Origin of the sequence: Rhizorhabdus antheiae, from assembly GCF_049889055.1 — a bacterium.
Taxonomy (GTDB): Bacteria; Pseudomonadota; Alphaproteobacteria; order Sphingomonadales; family Sphingomonadaceae; genus Rhizorhabdus.
On record NZ_JBLTWO010000004.1, the window covers coordinates 175,695 to 193,400 of the forward strand.

The following is a 17,706-nucleotide window of genomic DNA, read 5'->3' on the forward strand; positions in this document are numbered from 1 at the left end:
GGAGCCCGAATCGTACGTGTGGCCGATGACGGCTTCCGCCGCGCCACGCTGCGGCTAAGGTGACTCGCATGACCCGTCCCGCCGTCCTCACCATCGCCCCGCACCGCGCCTTCGCGGATGCGCTGGCGACCGGGCTGATGACGCTGCACGGCCCCGATCCGCTGCGCCTCGCGCGTACGATCCTGCTGCTGCCCAACAACCGCGCCGTGCGGGCGATCAACGATGCCTTCGTGCGGCGCGCCGAAGGCGGATTGCTGCTGCCCCGGCTCGTGGCGATCGGCGATCCGGAACTGGACGAGCGGCTGGGCGGCCTCCTCGATCCGATCGGCGGCGAGGACGACGAGCCCATCCCGCCCGCGATCGAACCGCTCGAACGGCAGATGATCCTCGCCCGCCTCGTCGCCGAGGCGCGTCTGGCGGCGGGCGACCCGATCGATGGCGGCGAGGCGATCCGCCTTGCGGGCGAACTGGGGCGCACGCTCGACCAGCTGCTGATCGAGCGTATCGATCCCGGCCGCCTGCGCGACATGGCGTCACTGCCCGAACTGTCGAGTCACTGGCAGGCCTCGCTCGACATGCTCGAGACGATCCTCGACCGCTGGCCCGAGGAACTGGCCCGGCGCGGCCGGATCGACATGGCCGAGCGGCGCAACCGGCTGCTCGACCGCGTCGCGCGGCGCTGGCGCACGGCGCCTCCACCGGGTCCCGTGGTCGCGGCCGGCATCGGCAGCGCGACCCCGGCGGTCGCGGCGCTGCTGGCGACCATCGCGCGGTTGCCGCAGGGCATGGTCGTGCTTCAGGGCCTCGACACCCTGTCGGACGATGCGGAATGGGACGCGCTCGGACCGCACATGCCCGCCGACGAGGGCGACCGCCCGCCACGCCCGATCGAGAGCCATCCGCAATATATGCTCAAGCGGCTGCTCGACCGGATGAGCGTCGGCCGCGCAGAGGTGCGCAGCTGGCGCTGGGGCGGCGGGCGCGATGCACGATCGGTCCGCGCCCGCGCGATCGTCAACGCCATGGCTCCCGCCATGTTCACCGACAAATGGTATCGCCTGCCCCCGACCGAGCGAGGCCTGTCGGGCGTGCGCGCGGTCGAACTCGCAAACCCGGCCGAAGAGGCCCAGACGATCGCGCTTGCCTTGCGCGAAGCGATCGAGACACCCGGCCGGACCGCCGCGCTCGTGACGCCCGATCGCGTATTGGCGCGGCGGGTGACGGCGCATCTGGCGCGCTGGGGCATCGTCGCCGACGATTCGGCCGGCACGCCGCTGTCGCTGACGCCGGCCGGCACCCTGCTGCTCGCGATCGCCGAGGCCGCCGCCGAAGGTTTCGCGCCGGTGCCGCTGCTGGCCCTGCTCAAGCATCCGCTGGTCCGACGCGGCGAGGAGCGTGGTCCCTGGCTCGATGGCGTCCGCCGTCTCGACGCCGCGCTGCGGGGGCCGAGGCCACCGGCCGGGCTCGACGGCATCGGCCGCTTCCTGCGCGACGGCGACGACCATGCCCAGCGCGTGCGCAAGCCGGCGATCGGCTGGTGGGAAGCCACACGGCCCCTGCTTGTCCCGCTGGCCGAGGCCATCGCGGCAGGCCCGACGAAGGGCGCCCTGGCCGCCCTGCTGGCTGCGATTCGCGAAGCTGCCTCGACCCTGGCCGGCGACGCCGCCTGGTCGGGGCCCGATGGCCGTGCCGCCGCCGACCTGATCGCCGAGCTGGAGGCGACGGCGCCGCTCGGGCCGAGCGACTTCACCGGGGCCAGCCTCGCCCCCACGCTGCGGCTGATGATGGATGGCGTCGCCGTCCGCCCACCCCAGGGCGGCCACCCCCGCCTGTCGATCTGGGGCCTGCTCGAAGCACGGTTGCAGCATGCCGATCTGATGGTGCTCGGCGGGCTGAACGAGGGGGTGTGGCCGCCGCTGCCGAGCCCCGATCCCTGGCTCGCCCCCCGCATCCGGAGCGAACTCGGCCTGATCGGCCTGGAGGCGCGCATCGGCCTGTCGGCGCATGACTTCGCCATGGCCTTGGGGGCGCCCGAGGTGCTGATCACCCGCGCGCGCCGGGACAGCCGCGCGCCGACCATCGCCTCGCGCTTCTGGCTGCGGCTGGAAGCGATGACCGGCGGGGTGACCCGCGAACATCGCCTGCCCGCCTGGGCCGCCGACATCGACCGGCCCGAGGGACCGCCGCGTCCGGCCGGCCGCCCGGCCCCGCGTCCGCCGGTGGAGGACCGGCCCAAGCTGATCGCCGTCACCAAGCTCGACCGGCTGAAAGCGGATCCCTTCGCCTTCTATGCCGACACCATGCTCAAGCTGCGGCGGATGGATGGGGTCGATGCCGACCCGACGCCGGCCTGGCGCGGCACGGCGGTGCATGCGATCTTCGAAGCGTGGATGCTTGAGGACGCTTGCAAGCCCGACCGGCTGCTCCCGCGCGCCCGTCAACTGCTCGACGGCATGGCCGCGCACCCGGTGATGCGCGCGCTGTGGGAGCCGCGCCTGTTCGCAGCGCTGGAATGGATCGCCGAGCGGATGGACGAGCTGGTGGCGGAAGGCCGCCGGCCGGTCGCGGCGGAGGTCGAGGGCCAGATCGAGATTGCCGGGATCACCCTCACCGGCAAGGTCGACCGCATCGATTCCGACGTGAACGGCAAGCTCGCCATCGTCGACTACAAGACCGGCATGCCGCCCAGCGCCGCGCAGGTGGCCGAAGGCTTCTCGATGCAGTTGGGCCTGCTCGGCCTGATCGCAGAGCGCGGTGGGTTCGAAACCGTGCGGGGCATTCCCGCCGACTTCGAATATTGGTCCTTGGCCAAGAACCGCACCGGCGGCTTCGGCTATGTCGCCAGCCCGGTCGGCGGGCGCAACGGGATCGACCCCGAAGGATTCACCGCGCTGGCCGCCAGCACACTGACCGAGGCGGTCGCGAACTGGCTGACCGGAGACGCCCCGTTCGAAGCCAAGATCGCTCCCGAATATGCCCCCTATGCCGATTATGACCAACTGATGCGTCTCGACGAATGGTATGGGCGCGAGCCGGTCGGTTCGGGGAGCAACCCTGCATGAGCGCCCGGCTGAAACCGCTCGATCCGCTGCTCGACCAGCAGCGGCTGGCCTCCGAGCCCGGCGAACTGATCTGGCTTTCGGCGTCGGCGGGCACGGGCAAGACCCATGTGCTGACCGCGCGCGTGCTGCGCCTGCTGCTGTCGGGCGCTGCACCCGAATCGATCCTGTGCCTGACCTTCACCAAGGCGGGGGCGGCCGAGATGGCCGAGCGCGTCCACCGGCGGCTGGCGCGCTGGGCGGGCCTCAAGGACGACCGCAAGCTTGTGCAGGATCTCAGCCGGCTGGGCGAGGATGCCAGCCCCGACGCGGTGCGCCGCGCCCGGCGGCTGTTCGCGCGTGTGCTCGACGCGCCGGGCGGCGGGCTGCGCATCCAGACGATCCACGCCTTCTGCCAGACATTGCTCGCCGCCTTCCCGTCGGAAGCGGGGCTGACCCCCGGCTTTCGTCCGCTGGAAGGGCGCGAGGAGCAGGCGCTGGCGCGGCGCACGCTGGCCGATCTGCTCGACCGGGCCGAGCGCGGCGGCGATTACGGCCTGCTGCGTGACATCCAGCATCTCAGCCTGCGCATCGGCGAGGCGCGTGCCGAATCCTATCTGGTCGAATGCGCGCGCAGTCCCGAGGCGATGGCCGCACTCGGCCTGCGCGACGCGATCGAACCGCGCCTGCGCCGCTTGCTGGGGGCTCCGACCGGCGATGTGGAGGAGGCGGTCGAGGCCGGCTGCGCGGCGCTCGACCTCGACTGTTTCCACGCCGTCGCGCAAGCGAACGCCGCCTGGGGCACCGCCACCGGCCTGCGTGACGCCGATATCGTCGTCGCCTTCCTCGCCGCTGCCCCGCGCAGCCGGGCAGCGATGCTCGATGCGGTCGTCAACGTCGTGCTGACCAAGAGCGGCGAGCCGCGCAAGGTCTCGGCAGGTCTGGCCAAGGTCGACGCCTGTTACGGCGATCATTGCAGCCGCCTCGCCGAACAGATCGGCCATCTGCTCGGCCTGCGCCGCCGTGCCGAACTTGCGGCGATGATCGGCGCCGCGCTGCGGGCGGGGCAGACCTATGCCGCCGCCTATGTTCAGGCGAAGCGCGATGCCGGTGTGGTCGACTTCGACGACCTGATCCGCGCCGCCGTCGACCTGCTCGCTACGCCGGGCATGGGCGACTGGGTCCGCTACAAGCTCGACCGCTCGACCGACCATATCCTCGTCGACGAGGCGCAGGACACCAACGCCCGCCAATGGGCGATCGTCGCCTCGCTGGCGTCCGAATTCTTCGCCGGAGCCGGCGCGCGCGGGAATGCGAAGCGGACCCTGTTCAGCGTCGGCGACTTCAAGCAGGCGATCTTCGGCTTCCAGGGCACCGATCCGCTCGCCTTCCTCGCCGCCAGCATCGGCTTTGCGCGCCGCGCCGACGAAGGCTCCGCAGAGCTACCCGACGAGGAGAAGCGCCGCTTCCACCAGCTGTCGCTCGATCGCAGCTTCCGCTCGGCGCCGGCCGTGCTCGAACTGGTCGATCAGGTGGTCGCCGATCTCGGCCCCGACCAGCTGGGCCTGAACGAGGAGACACCGCGCCACCAGCCCTGGAAGACCGATCTGCCGGGCCGCGTCACGCTGTGGAAGCCGCTCTCGGTCGACGGCATCGCCAGTCTCGAGGAGGAGGCCGGCGAGGAACAATGGGTCGACGATGCGACCCGCGCCTTCGCCACCCGGCTGGCGGCGCAGGTGCGCCGCTGGCTCGATGAGCGGCTGTGGCTGCACGGCGAGGGCCGCGCGATCCGGCCCGAGGACATATTGATCCTCGTCCGGCGTCGCGCCGAACTCGCCTCGCTGATCGTCGCCCGTCTCCATGCCGAGGGCGTGCCGGTCGCGGGCGTCGATCGCCTCCGCCTGACCGCCCCGCTGGCGGTCCGCGATCTGCTCGCGGCGGTGCGCTTCGCGGTCCAGCGGCAGGACGACCTCAGCCTGGCGGGCCTGCTCGTTTCCCCGCTGTTCGGCTGGAGCCAGGATGAGCTCTACCGCGTCGGCTTCGGCCGCAAGGGCCGCCCGCTGATCGACGCGGTGCGCGAACGGGGCGACGCCCAGACCATCGCCGCGCTCGACGACATCCTCGGCCGCGCCGACTTCACCACGCCCTATCGCTTCCTCGAACATCTGCTGAGCGGTCCGCTGCAGGGACGACGCAAGCTGATCGAGCGGCTGGGCCAGGAAGCGCGCGACCCGATCGAGGAACTGCTCGGCGCGGCGCTCCAGTTCGAGGGGACCGCCACCGCCTCGCTCCAGCGCTTTCTCGACTGGTTCGATCGCGGCGAGGTGGAGATTACGCGCGATCCTTCGGCCCCGGCCGATGCGGTGCGCGTCATGACCGTCCATGGCTCCAAGGGGCTCGAGGCGCCGCTCGTCATTCTCGCCGATGCGACCGGCAATCCCGACGCGACCCCGATCGGCAGCCTGCGCTGGAAAATGGGCGGCGAAAGTGAGGGTGTGCCGATCCCCCGCCCGCGCAAGGACGAGCTGGTCGAGGAAATCGCCGCCGACGCCGACGCGCTGGCGGCGCGCGAGCGGCAGGAACATTGGCGGCTGCTCTATGTCGCGCTGACGCGCGCCCGCGAGCACCTGGTGATCGGCGGCGCATTGGGCCCCCGCGCCCGCGGCGTTCCGCCCGAGGCAAGCTGGTACCATGCCGTCCGGCGCGCCATGGACGGGCTGGACTGCGAATCGGTCGCCGACGATTTGTGGGGCGAGGCGCATCATTTCCTCGGCCTGTCGCCGCCCAGCCGGACCGCCAGCCGCGCCGAAGCCAAGCCCCGGCGCGAACGCCCCCGGCTCGCGCCGCCGGAGTGGCTGCACCGCCCTGCGCCGGTCGAGGCGCGCCCGCCGCGCCCGCTGGCTCCTTCTTCGCTCGGCATCGACGACGTACCCAATCCCCCGCCGTCGGAAGCGATGCGCGCCGCGGCGCGGCGCGGAACCCTGCTCCATGCGCTGTTCGAAAGGCTGCCGGCGGTGGCGCCCGAACGAAGGACGATCGCAGCGATCCGCTGGCTGTCGGGTTCAGGCGGAATAGAGGATGAGCAGACCGCCCGCCTGCTTGCGGGGGATGCCTGCCGCGTCATCGACGACCCTCGATTCTCGGCGCTGTTCGGGCCGGATGCGCTGGCCGAGGCGCCCGTCGCCGCAGTGGTGGACGGCATCGTCGTCGCCGGCACGGTCGACCGGCTGCTGATCGAGCCCGACCGGATCCTGCTGGTCGACTTCAAGACGGGACGCCGGGTGCCCGAACGCGTCGAGGAAGCGCCGCTCCACCATGTCCGGCAGATGGCGGCCTATGCGGCGGCGCTGCGCACCATCTTTCCCGGCCGGACGATCGAGGCCGGACTGCTCTATACGGCAGGCCCGATCCTGCTGGCGCTGCCCGACGCGCTGATAGAGGCGCACAAGCCAGGCTTTAGGGCGGAGGAGCAAAACCACGGCCAAAGCCGTTGAGACTGTTGCGACCGCAGCTTACATCAGTTGCCGAAGAGACAAGGAGTTTTCCCCCCGATGGCTACCAACACAACCAGCGATTCCTCGTTCGAGAGTGACGTGCTTCAGGCCGACAAGCCGGTGCTGGTCGACTTCTGGGCGGAGTGGTGCGGCCCGTGCAGGATGATCGCCCCGGCCCTTGAGGAGATCGCGGACGAGCTGGGCGACAAGGTCAGCATCGTCAAGCTCAACATCGACGAGAATCCCGACGCTCCCGGCCGATATGGCGTGCGCGGTATCCCGACGATGATCCTGTTCAAGGATGGCATGCAGATCGCTACCAAGGTAGGCGCCGCGCCGAAGAGCGCGATCAAGGCCTGGATCGAACGCGAGCTTTGATCCCGGCCTGACCGGCGGCGGGCGCAGGCCCGTCGCCTGTCGGTCGACCCGGCGTCAGTCGAACAGAACGGCTTTCGCCAGATCCCACAGTTCGGGTGTGCTGGCCGCGATCGCGCCCTGCCCCGGAACGTCTAGCCGATAGGCGCTCCCATCGTTGCGCGCGATCCGGCCACCCGCTTCCTCCAGCATCAGGGCGCCTGCGGCGTGGTCCCATGGATGGGTCCGCTCGTAGAGTGCGATGTCGTTCTGGCCGAGGATCAGCCGGGGATATTGCTCGCCGGCGCAGCGCGGGATGTCGACGATCTCCAGATGCCCTTCGGCCCGCCGCCGCACCTCGGCCTGCCGCTCCTCAGGCATGAAATAGGTCGCGATCGCAGCCTTGGGCAAAGTCCCGTCCGAACGGCGCGACACCACCTTCTCGCCATCGATGTAGCAACCGCTACGCCGCGCGGCGTGGCAGATGCGCCCGCTGACCGGATCGAGGATCCAGCCCGCCTCGCGCGCGCCGTCGACCGACAGGCCGATCATGATTGCGAAGGGGCTGCGGCCCTCGGTGAAATTGTTGGTGCCGTCGAGCGGATCGATGATCCAGGCGACCCCATCGCCAATGCGGTCGACCACTCCGGGATCGAGCGCGGCCGCCTCCTCCCCTATAATGCGCGCCTCGGGCAGCAGGCGGGCCAGCGCCTCGCCCAGAAAGGCCTCGGACTCGCGGTCGACGATCGTGACATAATCGCCCGGCGTCTTCTCCGAAAACTGGTCGGCCGTGAGGCTGCGGAAACGCGGCATCATGATGTCCTGCGCGACCGCGCGCATCAGGCCCAGGACGGGTTCGTAGAGCGCGTGCATCAGGTCAGCGGAATCATGACGGTGTCGGCATAGCCGGGGCGCGTTTTCAGCCGTTCATACCAGGCTGCGACATGCGGGCGATCGGGTCGTTCGATCGGCAGCGTGAACCAGCTGTGTGCATAGACGCCCATCGGGATGTCACCGATGCCGAAATCCTCGCCCGACAGCCAGGGCCGCCGCACCAATTCCTCGTCGAGGATCGCCATCAGACCCCCGGTCATAACCGCCGAGCGCTCGATCGCCGCCTGATCGCGATCGGCTGGTGCAAACCGTACGAGGTTCAGAAAGGCGTCGCGCTGCGCATCGGCGAAAGAGAACTGCCAGTCCATCCAGCGGTCGCCCAGCGCCCGCAGCTGCGGATGTTCCGGCCAAAATGCGGGCGCATGCCGCGCGGCGAGGTAGCGGAGGATCGCGTTCGATTCCCACAGGACGAAGCCGTCATCCTCGATCGTGGGGATCAACCGGTTGGGGTTGAGCGCGAGATAGGCGTCGGTGAAGCCGAAGGCGCCGCCGATGTCCCGCCGCTCGTGCGGGATTCCTGCCTCGATCGCGAACCAGGCGACCTTCTTCACATTGTGCGAGTTGAGCCGGCCCCAGAGGATCATCGCTACCGCCTCAGCTCCGATAATCGGCGTTGATCGAGATATAGCCGTGCGTCAGGTCGCAGGTCCACACCGTCGCCCGGCCATTGCCCAGGCCGATGTCGACCCCGATCTCGATCTCCTGCCCGCGCAGATGCGCCGCGACGGGGGCCTCGTCATAGCCCTCGACCGCGAGGCCGCCGGTCGCGACCTGGGTTGCGCCGAAGCGGATCGACAATTTGTCGCGCTCGGCCGGCTCGCCCGCCTTACCGACCGCCATCACGACGCGGCCCCAATTGGCGTCCTCGCCGGCAATGGCGGTCTTCACCAGCGGAGAATTGGCGATCGACATGCCGATGCGGTGGGCGCTGTCGTCGTCGACCGCGCCCTCGACGCGGATCTCGATGAACTTGGATGCGCCTTCGCCGTCACGGACGACCTGCTGCGCCAGATCGAGGCAGAGCTCCGCCAGCGCCGCCTCGAAGGCGTCGGCACCGGCATCGTCCATCGACGACAGAGACGCATTGCCCGCCTTGCCCGTCGCAAAGGCGAGCACGGTGTCGCTGGTCGAGGTGTCGCCGTCGACGGTGATGCAGGAAAAGCTGCGACGGTTGGCGCGGTCGAGCATCGCCTGGAGCAGTGCCGGTTCGATCGCCGCATCGGTGAAGATGAAGCCGAGCATCGTCGCCATGTCCGGCGCGATCATCCCCGAACCCTTGATGATCCCGACCAGTTCGACGCGCGTGCCGCCAACGATCGCGGAGGCGCGGGCACCCTTGGCGAACGTATCGGTTGTCATGATCGTAGCGGCGGCCTCTTCCCAACCGGCCTCGGAAGCCTGCAGGACCGCGTCGATCCCGGCTTCGGCCTTGTCGATCGGCAGCGGCACGCCGATCACCCCGGTCGACGCGACGAATATGTCCGACGGCTGACAGCCCAGCGCACCCGCGACGCGCGCGGTGATCGCCTCGACCGCAGCGCGGCCGCGATTGCCGGTGAAGGCGTTGGAGTTGCCGGCGTTGACGACCAGCGCGCGGGCGCGGCCCAGCGGCAGCGCGGCGCGGCACCATTCGACCTCGGGCGAAGGGCATTTGCTCTGCGTGGTCACGCCCGCCACGGCGGTACCCTCGTCGAAAGCCGCGAAGGTCAGGTCGGCGCGGTCCCATGCCTTGTATCCGGCCCGCGCGACCGCGATGCGGACGCCCGCGACGGGCGGCAGATCCGGGAAGGCGGCGGGGGCGAGGGGGGAACGGTCCATGGCGCAACTCCATATGGGTCGTGCGCGCTATAGGGGCGGCCCGTGGCGTTTCAAATATCCCGCCACGCGATTCCACGCGGAAGGTACCGATTTATCGATCGCGGGGCGGAACGAGTTTCGCCGAGCACCGTTGGGCCTGCGAATTGACGTATCAGGGAACGGAACCTATCTGCACCCTGATCATTTGTGCGCCGGTCTCCTGGCCGGGTGCATGTCCCTGTATCAAGGAATGCCCATGTTCGGCGGCCTCGCCAAAGCTATCTTCGGGTCGTCGAACGACCGCTATGTGAAGTCGCTGCGCCCGATCGTGCAGCGCATCGCGACGTTCGAACCCACTCTACAGGCCATGAACGACGAGGAGCTGGCGGCCCAGACCGTCAAGTTCCGCCAGCGGCTCGACGCCGGAGAGACGCTCGATTCGCTGCTGCCGGAGGCCTTCGCAACGGTGCGCGAGGCGGCCCACCGCGTGCTGGGCCAGCGCCATTATGATGTGCAGATGATCGGCGGCATCGTGCTTCATCGCGGCGAAATCGCCGAGATGCGGACCGGCGAGGGCAAGACGCTGGTCGCGACGCTGGCGACCTATCTCAACGCGCTGCCCGGCAAGGGCGTCCACGTGGTCACGGTCAACGACTATCTCGCCAGCCGCGACGCGGAGTGGATGGGCCGGGTCTATCGCTTCCTGGGCCTCACAGTGGGCGTGATCGTTCCCAATCTGAGCGATCCCGAGCGCCGCGACGCCTATGCGTGCGACATCACCTACGGCACGAACAACGAATTCGGCTTCGACTATCTGCGCGACAACATGAAATATGACCGGTCGTTGATGGTCCACCGGCCGTTCAACTATGCGGTCGTCGACGAGGTCGACTCGGTGCTGATCGACGAGGCGCGTACCCCGCTGATCATCTCGGGCCCGACCGAGGACAAGACCGAGCTCTACCTGGCAGTCAACGCGATCGTGAAGCAGGTCACGCCCGAGGATTATGAGTTCGACGAAAAACAGCGCTCGGTCGTCCTGACCGAGGACGGCACCGAGCGGATCGAGCGGCTGCTCGAGACCGCCGGCCTGCTGGAGGGTGGCAATCTCTATGCCTTCGAGAATACCCAGGTGGTTCACCATCTGAACCAGGCGCTGCGCGCCAACATCGCCTTCCGCGCGGACATCGATTATATCGTCAAGGACGGCGAGGTCGTCATCATCGACGAGTTTACCGGCCGCATGATGGACGGGCGCCGCTGGTCGGACGGTCTGCACCAGGCAGTCGAGGCCAAGGAAGGCGTCGAGATCAAGCCCGAGAACCAGACGCTCGCTTCGATCACCTTCCAGAATTATTTCCGCATGTACCCCAAGATCGGCGGAATGACGGGCACGGCTGCGACCGAAGCCCATGAATTCTACCAGATCTACAAGATGAACGTCGTCACGATCCCGACCAATCTGCCGGTACAGCGGATCGACCAGGACGACGAATTCTACAAGAACATGCAGGACAAGTTCGCTGCGATCACCAAGGCGATCCGCGAGGCGAAGGAACATGGGCAACCGGTGCTGGTCGGCACCGTCTCGATCGAGAAGTCCGAGCTGCTTTCGGAGTTCCTCACCCGCGAGGGCGTGCCGCACAATGTGCTCAACGCGCGCTACCACGAGCAGGAAGCCCCCATCGTGGCGCAGGCCGGCCGCTTCGGCGCGGTAACGATCGCCACCAACATGGCCGGTCGCGGCACCGACATTCAGCTGGGCGGCAATCTCGAATTCCGCATGCGCGACGAGCATCCCGAGCTGGTCGCGGGCACGCCCGAATATGACGCCGTCGCGGAGCGCATCCGTGGCGAGATCGCCGCCGAAAAGGCGAAGGTGCTCGCCGCCGGCGGCCTGTTCGTGCTCGGCACCGAGCGCCACGAGAGCCGGCGCATCGACAATCAGCTGCGCGGCCGTTCGGGCCGGCAGGGCGATCCGGGCCTGAGCCGCTTCTATCTGTCGCTCGACGACGATCTGCTGCGCATCTTCGGCCCGCAGACCATGTTCGCGCGAATGATGAACAAGAATCTCGCCGACGGCGAGGCGATCGTCAGTCCGTGGATTTCCAAGGCGATCGAGACCGCGCAGAAGAAGGTCGAGGCACGCAACTACGACATCCGCAAGCAGGTCGTCGAATATGACGACGTGATGAACGACCAGCGCAAGGTCATCTACGAACAGCGTGCCGACATCATGGATGCCGAGACGGTCGACGACGTCGTAACCGACATGCGGGTCGAGACCGCCAACGCGCTTGTCGGAGAATGCTGCCCGCCGAACAGCTATCCCGAACAGTGGGATGTCGAGATGCTCAAGGAGCGGGTCTCGGGCACGCTGGGCATCGCCCCGCCGATCGACGAGTGGGTCGCCCAGGACGGCATCGATCCCGAAATCCTGCTCGAGAAGGTCCAGGCCGAAGCCGAAGCCGTGATCCAGGCCAAGAAGGACGCGATCGGCGAGGAACATTGGCACAGCCTCGAGAAGAATGTGCTGCTCCAGACGCTCGACCATCATTGGAAGGAGCACCTGGCGACGCTCGACGCGCTGCGTCAGGTCATCCATCTGCGCGCTTATGCGCAGAAGACCCCGATCAACGAGTATAAGCAGGAAGCCTTCGCTCTGTTCGAGCGCATGCTGGTCGAGATCCGCGAAGAGGTGACCCGCATCCTGGCGCTGGCCCGCTTCGAAATGGCGCCGCCCGAACTGCCGCCGATGCCGGACTTCATCACCAGCCATATCGACCCGCTGACGGGCGAAGATGACACGTATGACCGGGATGCCGGAACGGGTGGCGGCTTCGTTACGACGCGCCTGCCCCAGGCGATTTCGGCTCTGGCGAGTGACGATTTCCAGATCCCGGCCGACGTCGCCGCGACGCTCAGCCGCAATTCGCCCTGCCCGTGCGGGTCGGGGTTGAAGTACAAGCACTGCCACGGCGCGCTCTGATCGAAGGCATGCCGCGCCCTTGAAACAGCGCGGCACCCTTCCGATGATCGCCGCGTCGCCGGGAGGGGGGCGATTGAGGATCATGGCCATGACCGGTCTCCATGCCTGATCCGACGCACCATTCCGGCGATACCGACGACGGCCGGCCCATTCATGGTCCGGTGAAGCGCTGGGCATGGTTCCTGCTGGGCTGGGTGATGGTCGGTCTCGGCTTCATCGGCGCGATGTTGCCGGTGATGCCGACGACGATCTTTCTGATCCTGGCAGCCGCCTGTTTCGGCCATTCCAGTCCGCGCTTCGAACGCTGGCTGCTTGAGCATCGCTGGTTCGGGGAGCCGATCCGCCGCTGGCGGGAGAATCGCGCCATCCCCTTCAAGGCGAAGATCATCGCCATCGTCAGTATGGCCGGGGGCTTCGTCATGATGCTGCTCACCGCCGCGCCGCCGCTCTGGGCCGATCTGGTCGTGGCAGCGTCGCTGACCGTCTGCGCCGCCTATGTCGCGACCCGCCCCAATGGCTGAGACCGTGCGCAAGCCGCTCAAGAATTAACGAAAGTTTGCAATCGCGCCTTTCCCTTATCCTTCATCCCTATCTATTAAGGATGCGGGCAAGGGGCACCGAAGGAGCAAGGCCAATTCCGCCGGAGACCGTAGCAGAGGCCATTCATCTGCTGACCATCGCCGAGTCCCTCGCGGGGGCAGGCCATTGGCGGTCGGATGCTTCGCGCAATTTCTTCCTTTGGTCTCCCGAGATCTACCGCATTCTCGGCCTCGATCCGGACACGCCGCCGACCGTAGACGTCGTCTGCAGCCATTATCATCCCGACGACGTGCAACGGATCATGCTGTCGATGCAGGAATCGACCGCAACGGGTATCCTCGCACCCTTCCGCTTTCGCTGGATCCGCCCCGATGGGCAGACGATCCACGTCCAGGTTGCCGGCCGCGTGAACCAGGGCACCGAGATGATCGGCATCATGCGCGACGTCACGCAGGAGGTGGAGACCGAGCGTGCATTGCTCGCGACACGCGATCAGGTGCGCGCGGCGGAGCGCGGCAAGGCGGAAATGCTCGAACTGCTGCGCCGCGAAGTCCGCGGACCGATCCAGTCGCTCATGACGTCGCTCGACAGCCTTCGGCTCAGCACGGGCGAAGCGCAGCGCACGGCGCAGATCGCCACATTGGCGCAGACCGCGGACGGCGTGCTGGGCGTGATCGACGAGATGCTCGATTTCACCCGCGTCGATGCTGGCCGGGTCGTCATAGAGAGCATCAATTTCGACCTGCGCGCGCTGGTTCGCACCACCGCCGACCTGTTCGCCGGAGCGGCCGCCGCCAAAGGTCTGACGCTTGAGGGCCATGGTCTCGACGGTGAGCCGGTCGCAGTCCGCGGCGATCCCGCGCGGTTGCAGCAGATATTGTCGAACCTGCTCGGCAACGCCGTCAAATACACCGGATCGGGCATCGTCTCGATCGCGCTGTCGCCGACCCGGTCCGATGACGAGAGCGACTGGTGGATGGTGATCGTCCGCGACAGCGGCCAGGGGATCGACCAGGAGATATTGGGCCGCATCTTCGCGCGTGGCGAGCAGGTCGACGCGGCACGGCTCCGCCTGCATGGCCGCAGCGGACTGGGGCTGGCGATCAGCCAGCAGCTCGCCGAAGCCATGGGCGGTTCGATCGCGGTGTCGAGCGACGCGGGCAAGGGAACGACCTTCTCGATCGAACTCCCCTTCCGGCGCAGCGACGGCGTCCTCCAACTGTCGCCCGAGCATGAGACGACCGGGCCGATGCGCATCCTGCTGGCGGAGGACAATCCGATCAACCGCCGGCTGATGGCAGGCCTGCTCAGCCGCGAGGGCCATGACGTGGTCGCCGTCGAGGACGGCCGCAAGGCGCTGTCCGCCATCGCCACCCAGCCCTTCGACCTCGTCCTCATGGACATGCAGATGCCCGAGCTCGACGGGCTCGATGCAACCCGCGCCGTCCGCGCACTCGACCCCCCTGCGGCGAATGTGCCGATCCTCGCGATCAGCGCGGATTCCGCACCCGAGCGCCGCCGCATCTATTTCGATGCGGGCATCGACAGCTTCCTGCCCAAGCCGATCGTCTCCAGCCAGCTGCTCGAGATGATCGGAACGATGCGCCGCGCCCGGCCGGCGGCTTCATCATCGAGCGGGGACCGGTTCGACCGTGAGCGGCTGAACCTGCTGGTCGAGCAGGCAGGCTATGAGGAAGCCGCATTGCTGATGCGCACATTGCTCGCCGATCTGGCCGATCGCCCGCGCCGGATCGCCGCCGCCATCCGCGCACAGGCGTGGGAAATCGCGGCGGCCGAGGCTGACGCGTTGCGAACGATGCTCGACTGCTTCGGCACCTTCAGCCTGTCCCGGCTGCTCGCCGCCATCGGCCGCCAATGCAGTCGGCGCGAATGCCAGCCTGCCGTGGTCGCCGAACTGTTCGACCAGGCCAAGGCGCTTGCCATCGTTCTGGAGCAGGAGATGGGATCGCCGGCGGCCATCAGCCCCGCTGCCGTTTCAACCGGGTAGGCGCATATCCGCCACGGCGGATCCGATCAGAGGCCGAGCGCCGCGTCGCTCGCCAGCTTGTCGGCCCGTTCATTGTCGGGATGGCCGGCATGGCCTTTGACCCAGACCCAGTCGATCCGGTGCTGCGTCGAGGCGGCGAGAAGCTCCTGCCAGAGCTCTGCATTCTTGACCGGCTTCTTGTCTGCCGTCTTCCAGCCATTGCGACGCCAGCCATGAATCCACTTGGTGAGACCATCCATGACATAGCGGCTGTCGGTCGACAGCTTGATCCGGCAGGGGCGGTTGAGCGCCTGCAATGCCTTGATCGCCGCGGTCAGCTCCATCCGGTTGTTGGTCGACGGATTTTCCCCGCCCGACAGTTCCTTCTCGCGCCCGCCGAAGCGCAGCACCGCGCCCCAGCCCCCGGGTCCGGGATTGCCCTTGCACGCGCCATCGGTCGCGATCTCGACATAGGGAAGCTCGTCCATGACGGTCAGCCCGATGCCAGCAGCATTTCGGGATCGACCTCGGCATAGAAGTCCAGCCGGCGCTGGAAGGCGAGCGGGTCCTTCCGGGTGACCAGAGCGTCGGCCGGCGTGTTGAGCCAGTCCCAGGCACGGGTCAGCAGGAAGCGCAGGCAGGATCCCCGCGCGAGAATCGGGAAAGCGAGGCGCTCTTCGGTCGAAAGACCGAAGCGGCGATCATAGCCAGCGATCAGCGAGCGCCCGAGATCGGGATGATAGCCGGTGCCGTCATTTTCGAAGCACCAGGCGCTATGCGTCACGGCCACGTCCCAGGCGCGGATATCGGTGCAGGCGAAATAGAAATCGATTACCCCGCTGACCTCGTCGCCGAGCATCAGCACATTGTCCGGGAACAGATCGGCATGGATCACCGACGTCGCCAGATGGCGCGGCCAGTTGGCCTCCAGAAATGCGAGTTCGCCCATGACCCGCGCGCGCAGGCCGGGCGAGATGCGGTCGAGATCTTCGCCGCAGCGTTCGGCCAGCGCGCGCCATCCGGCGATGTCGAGGCTGTTGGGGCGACCGAGCCTGAAATCGGCGAGCGCGCGGTGCATGTCGCCAAGCGCACCGCCCGCCGCAAAGGCCTGGGTCGGGGTCGGGTGGGTTACGGACACGCCCTGCAGGAATTCGATCAGGCAGGCGGGCCGCCCGGCGAGCGTCTGAAGCTGCTCACCGCGCCGGTCGCTGAGCATCCGTGGGATGTTGAGCCCCTTAGACGCCAGATGATCGGTCAGCGCGCAGAAGAAGGGGAGATCGGCCGCGTCGACGCGCTTCTCGTAAAGGGTGAGGATGAAGCGCCCGCCGGTCGTTTCGACCAGATAGTTGCTGTTCTCGACGCCCTCCGCGATCCCCTTGGCCGAGAGCAGCGTTCCGACGTCATACCGGCGCAGGAAGTCGCTCATCGCCTCGGTCGAGACCTGCGTGTACACGGCCATCGTCGACGTTCCTTCAGGCCACGAGCGCGCGCGGCAGCTTGAACAGCATATTCTCGGTCACCGTCGCCGCTTCGGTCTCGCTGACGGCGAAGCGGGTGCCGAGCAGGTCGACGACCTCGCGGACGAGAACTTCGGGCGCAGACGCCCCGGCGGTGATGCCCAGCGTGGCGACGCCGTCGAGCCAGACGAAGTCGATGTCGCTTGCGCGCTGGATCAGCCGCGCCTTGACGCCACTGCGCTCGGCCACCTCGACGAGGCGGAGCGAGTTGGAGCTGTTGGGCGCCCCGATCACCAGCATCGCGTCGCAGCGCTCGGCGATCGCCTTGACCGCGCCCTGCCGGTTCGACGTGGCATAGCAGATGTCCTCGCTGTCGGGGGCGACGATCTCCGGGAAGCGGCGGCGCACGGCAGCGATGATCTCGGCGGTGTCGTCGACCGACAGCGTCGTCTGGCTGAGGAAGGCCAGCGGCGCACCATCGGGCACCGCGACCGTCTCGGCATCGGCGACCGTCTCGATCAAGGTGATCGCGCCGTCGGGAACCTGCCCGAAGGTCCCGATGACCTCGGGATGGCCGCGATGGCCGATGAACAGAATATGCTGCCCGTTCTTCACCAGGCGCTCTGCCTGACGGTGCACTTTGGACACGAGCGGGCAGGTTGCATCGAGAAAGTTGAGGCCGCGCTCGATCGCCTTGGCCGGCACCGCCTTGGGCACGCCATGGGCCGAGAAGACCACGGGCACGCCATCGGGCACCTCGTCCAGCTCCTCGACGAAGATCGCGCCCTTGGCCTTCAGGTCGTCGACGACATATTTGTTGTGGACGATCTCATGCCGGACATAGACCGGCGGACCGAATTTCTCGATCGTCAGCTCGACGATGCGGATCGCGCGATCGACCCCCGCACAGAAGCCGCGCGGCGCGGCGATCAACAGGTTCAGCGGCGGCAGCGACGATGCGGTCATGGCATAGCGCATAGGCGATTGCGCGGCGGGGCGGAAGCCGCTTCGACGTCGGCCGTCCAAAAGCCTGTGCCGGGCGGCGGACGGAGCAGGCCGGTTTGCAAAGCGCTTCCCCCTGCGCCGAACTGGCTCTATGGATGCGCGACCGGGCGGCGCCCCCGATCCGCCACGGCCGACGAAGTGAAGGATGCCT

At 68.0% G+C, this 17,706-nt stretch carries 12 protein-coding genes; 6 read left to right on the forward strand and 6 right to left on the reverse strand.

Annotation, left to right across the window (positions count from 1 at the left end; genetic code table 11):
- The first annotated feature begins 68 nt into the window (after positions 1–68).
- From addB to trxA, 3 genes are read left to right on the forward strand one after another with little or no spacing between them, the layout of a single operon-like run.
- The gene (gene addB / locus ACNI3R_RS10150) at positions 69–3,062 is read left to right on the forward strand and encodes a double-strand break repair protein AddB (protein WP_426182812.1); all 2,994 of its coding nucleotides are present in this window, start codon (positions 69–71) and stop codon (positions 3,060–3,062) included.
- Positions 3,059–6,532 (forward strand): double-strand break repair helicase AddA, encoded by a 3,474-nt coding sequence (addA, locus tag ACNI3R_RS10155; protein ID WP_426182814.1) that lies wholly within the window; start codon positions 3,059–3,061, stop codon positions 6,530–6,532. Before addB ends, addA begins: the two co-directional genes overlap by 4 nt.
- 57 nt (positions 6,533–6,589) lie before the next feature.
- Complete coding sequence (gene trxA, locus ACNI3R_RS10160) at positions 6,590–6,910, forward strand: thioredoxin (RefSeq protein ID WP_426182816.1); 321 nt, start codon at positions 6,590–6,592, stop codon at positions 6,908–6,910.
- A 54-nt stretch (positions 6,911–6,964) separates the two neighbouring features.
- On the opposite strand, the gene ACNI3R_RS10165 is transcribed toward trxA, so the two are convergent.
- Genes ACNI3R_RS10165 through argJ form a run of 3 tightly spaced genes read right to left on the reverse strand, consistent with a single transcriptional unit; the run spans position 6,965 to position 9,598 of the window.
- Positions 6,965–7,759 carry an inositol monophosphatase family protein gene (locus ACNI3R_RS10165; protein WP_426182819.1) on the reverse strand — a complete coding sequence of 265 codons (795 nt, stop codon included), beginning with the start codon at positions 7,757–7,759 and terminating at the stop codon, positions 6,965–6,967.
- Positions 7,759–8,364, reverse strand: coding sequence for a glutathione S-transferase family protein (locus ACNI3R_RS10170; RefSeq protein WP_426182822.1), 606 nt, complete (start codon positions 8,362–8,364; stop codon positions 7,759–7,761). Before ACNI3R_RS10170 ends, ACNI3R_RS10165 begins: the two co-directional genes overlap by 1 nt.
- Before the next feature lie 10 nt (positions 8,365–8,374).
- Positions 8,375–9,598 (reverse strand): bifunctional glutamate N-acetyltransferase/amino-acid acetyltransferase ArgJ, encoded by a 1,224-nt coding sequence (argJ, locus tag ACNI3R_RS10175; RefSeq protein WP_426182824.1) that lies wholly within the window; start codon positions 9,596–9,598, stop codon positions 8,375–8,377.
- A gap of 235 nt (positions 9,599–9,833) precedes the next feature.
- Between argJ and secA the strand changes: the two genes are divergently transcribed.
- The 3 genes from secA to ACNI3R_RS10190 all read left to right on the forward strand — a co-directional run bounded on the left by secA (position 9,834) and on the right by ACNI3R_RS10190 (position 15,114).
- The gene (secA, locus tag ACNI3R_RS10180) at positions 9,834–12,566 is read left to right on the forward strand and encodes a preprotein translocase subunit SecA (protein WP_426182826.1); all 2,733 of its coding nucleotides are present in this window, start codon (positions 9,834–9,836) and stop codon (positions 12,564–12,566) included.
- 101 nt (positions 12,567–12,667) lie between these two features.
- Positions 12,668–13,087, forward strand: a complete 420-nt coding sequence (locus ACNI3R_RS10185; protein WP_426182829.1) for a YbaN family protein — start codon at positions 12,668–12,670, stop codon at positions 13,085–13,087.
- Between the two features lie 80 nt (positions 13,088–13,167).
- On the forward strand, positions 13,168–15,114 hold the full coding sequence (locus ACNI3R_RS10190; RefSeq protein ID WP_426182832.1) for a sensor histidine kinase: 1,947 nt from the start codon (positions 13,168–13,170) through the stop codon (positions 15,112–15,114).
- A gap of 26 nt (positions 15,115–15,140) precedes the next feature.
- Here ACNI3R_RS10190 and rnhA read toward each other — a convergent pair whose 3' ends face one another.
- The 3 genes from rnhA to ispH are packed head-to-tail and all read right to left on the reverse strand — an operon-like array spanning position 15,141 to position 17,516.
- Positions 15,141–15,581: a ribonuclease HI gene (gene rnhA, locus ACNI3R_RS10195; protein ID WP_426182835.1), complete on the reverse strand. Its 441-nt coding sequence runs from the start codon at positions 15,579–15,581 to the stop codon at positions 15,141–15,143.
- Between the two features lie 5 nt (positions 15,582–15,586).
- The gene (gene thrB / locus ACNI3R_RS10200) at positions 15,587–16,552 is read right to left on the reverse strand and encodes a homoserine kinase (protein WP_426182838.1); all 966 of its coding nucleotides are present in this window, start codon (positions 16,550–16,552) and stop codon (positions 15,587–15,589) included.
- A 13-nt stretch (positions 16,553–16,565) separates the two neighbouring features.
- Complete coding sequence (gene ispH / locus ACNI3R_RS10205; protein WP_426182841.1) at positions 16,566–17,516, reverse strand: 4-hydroxy-3-methylbut-2-enyl diphosphate reductase; 951 nt, start codon at positions 17,514–17,516, stop codon at positions 16,566–16,568.
- Between the last annotated feature and the right edge of the window lie 190 nt (positions 17,517–17,706).

Bases quoted from the DNA above. Each gene is read 5' to 3' on its own strand.
- addB (WP_426182812.1), top strand. From the start codon at position 69: ATGACCCGTCCCGCCGTCCTCACCATCGCCCCGCACCGCGCCTTCGCG.
- addA (WP_426182814.1), top strand. From the start codon at position 3,059: ATGAGCGCCCGGCTGAAACCGCTCGATCCGCTGCTCGACCAGCAGCGG.
- trxA (WP_426182816.1), top strand. From the start codon at position 6,590: ATGGCTACCAACACAACCAGCGATTCCTCGTTCGAGAGTGACGTGCTT.
- ACNI3R_RS10165 (WP_426182819.1), bottom strand. From the start codon at position 7,759: ATGCACGCGCTCTACGAACCCGTCCTGGGCCTGATGCGCGCGGTCGCG.
- ACNI3R_RS10170 (WP_426182822.1), bottom strand. From the start codon at position 8,364: ATGATCCTCTGGGGCCGGCTCAACTCGCACAATGTGAAGAAGGTCGCC.
- argJ (WP_426182824.1), bottom strand. From the start codon at position 9,598: ATGGACCGTTCCCCCCTCGCCCCCGCCGCCTTCCCGGATCTGCCGCCC.
- secA (WP_426182826.1), top strand. From the start codon at position 9,834: ATGTTCGGCGGCCTCGCCAAAGCTATCTTCGGGTCGTCGAACGACCGC.
- ACNI3R_RS10185 (WP_426182829.1), top strand. From the start codon at position 12,668: ATGCCTGATCCGACGCACCATTCCGGCGATACCGACGACGGCCGGCCC.
- ACNI3R_RS10190 (WP_426182832.1), top strand. From the start codon at position 13,168: ATGCGGGCAAGGGGCACCGAAGGAGCAAGGCCAATTCCGCCGGAGACC.
- rnhA (WP_426182835.1), bottom strand. From the start codon at position 15,581: ATGGACGAGCTTCCCTATGTCGAGATCGCGACCGATGGCGCGTGCAAG.
- thrB (WP_426182838.1), bottom strand. From the start codon at position 16,552: ATGGCCGTGTACACGCAGGTCTCGACCGAGGCGATGAGCGACTTCCTG.
- ispH (WP_426182841.1), bottom strand. From the start codon at position 17,516: ATGACCGCATCGTCGCTGCCGCCGCTGAACCTGTTGATCGCCGCGCCG.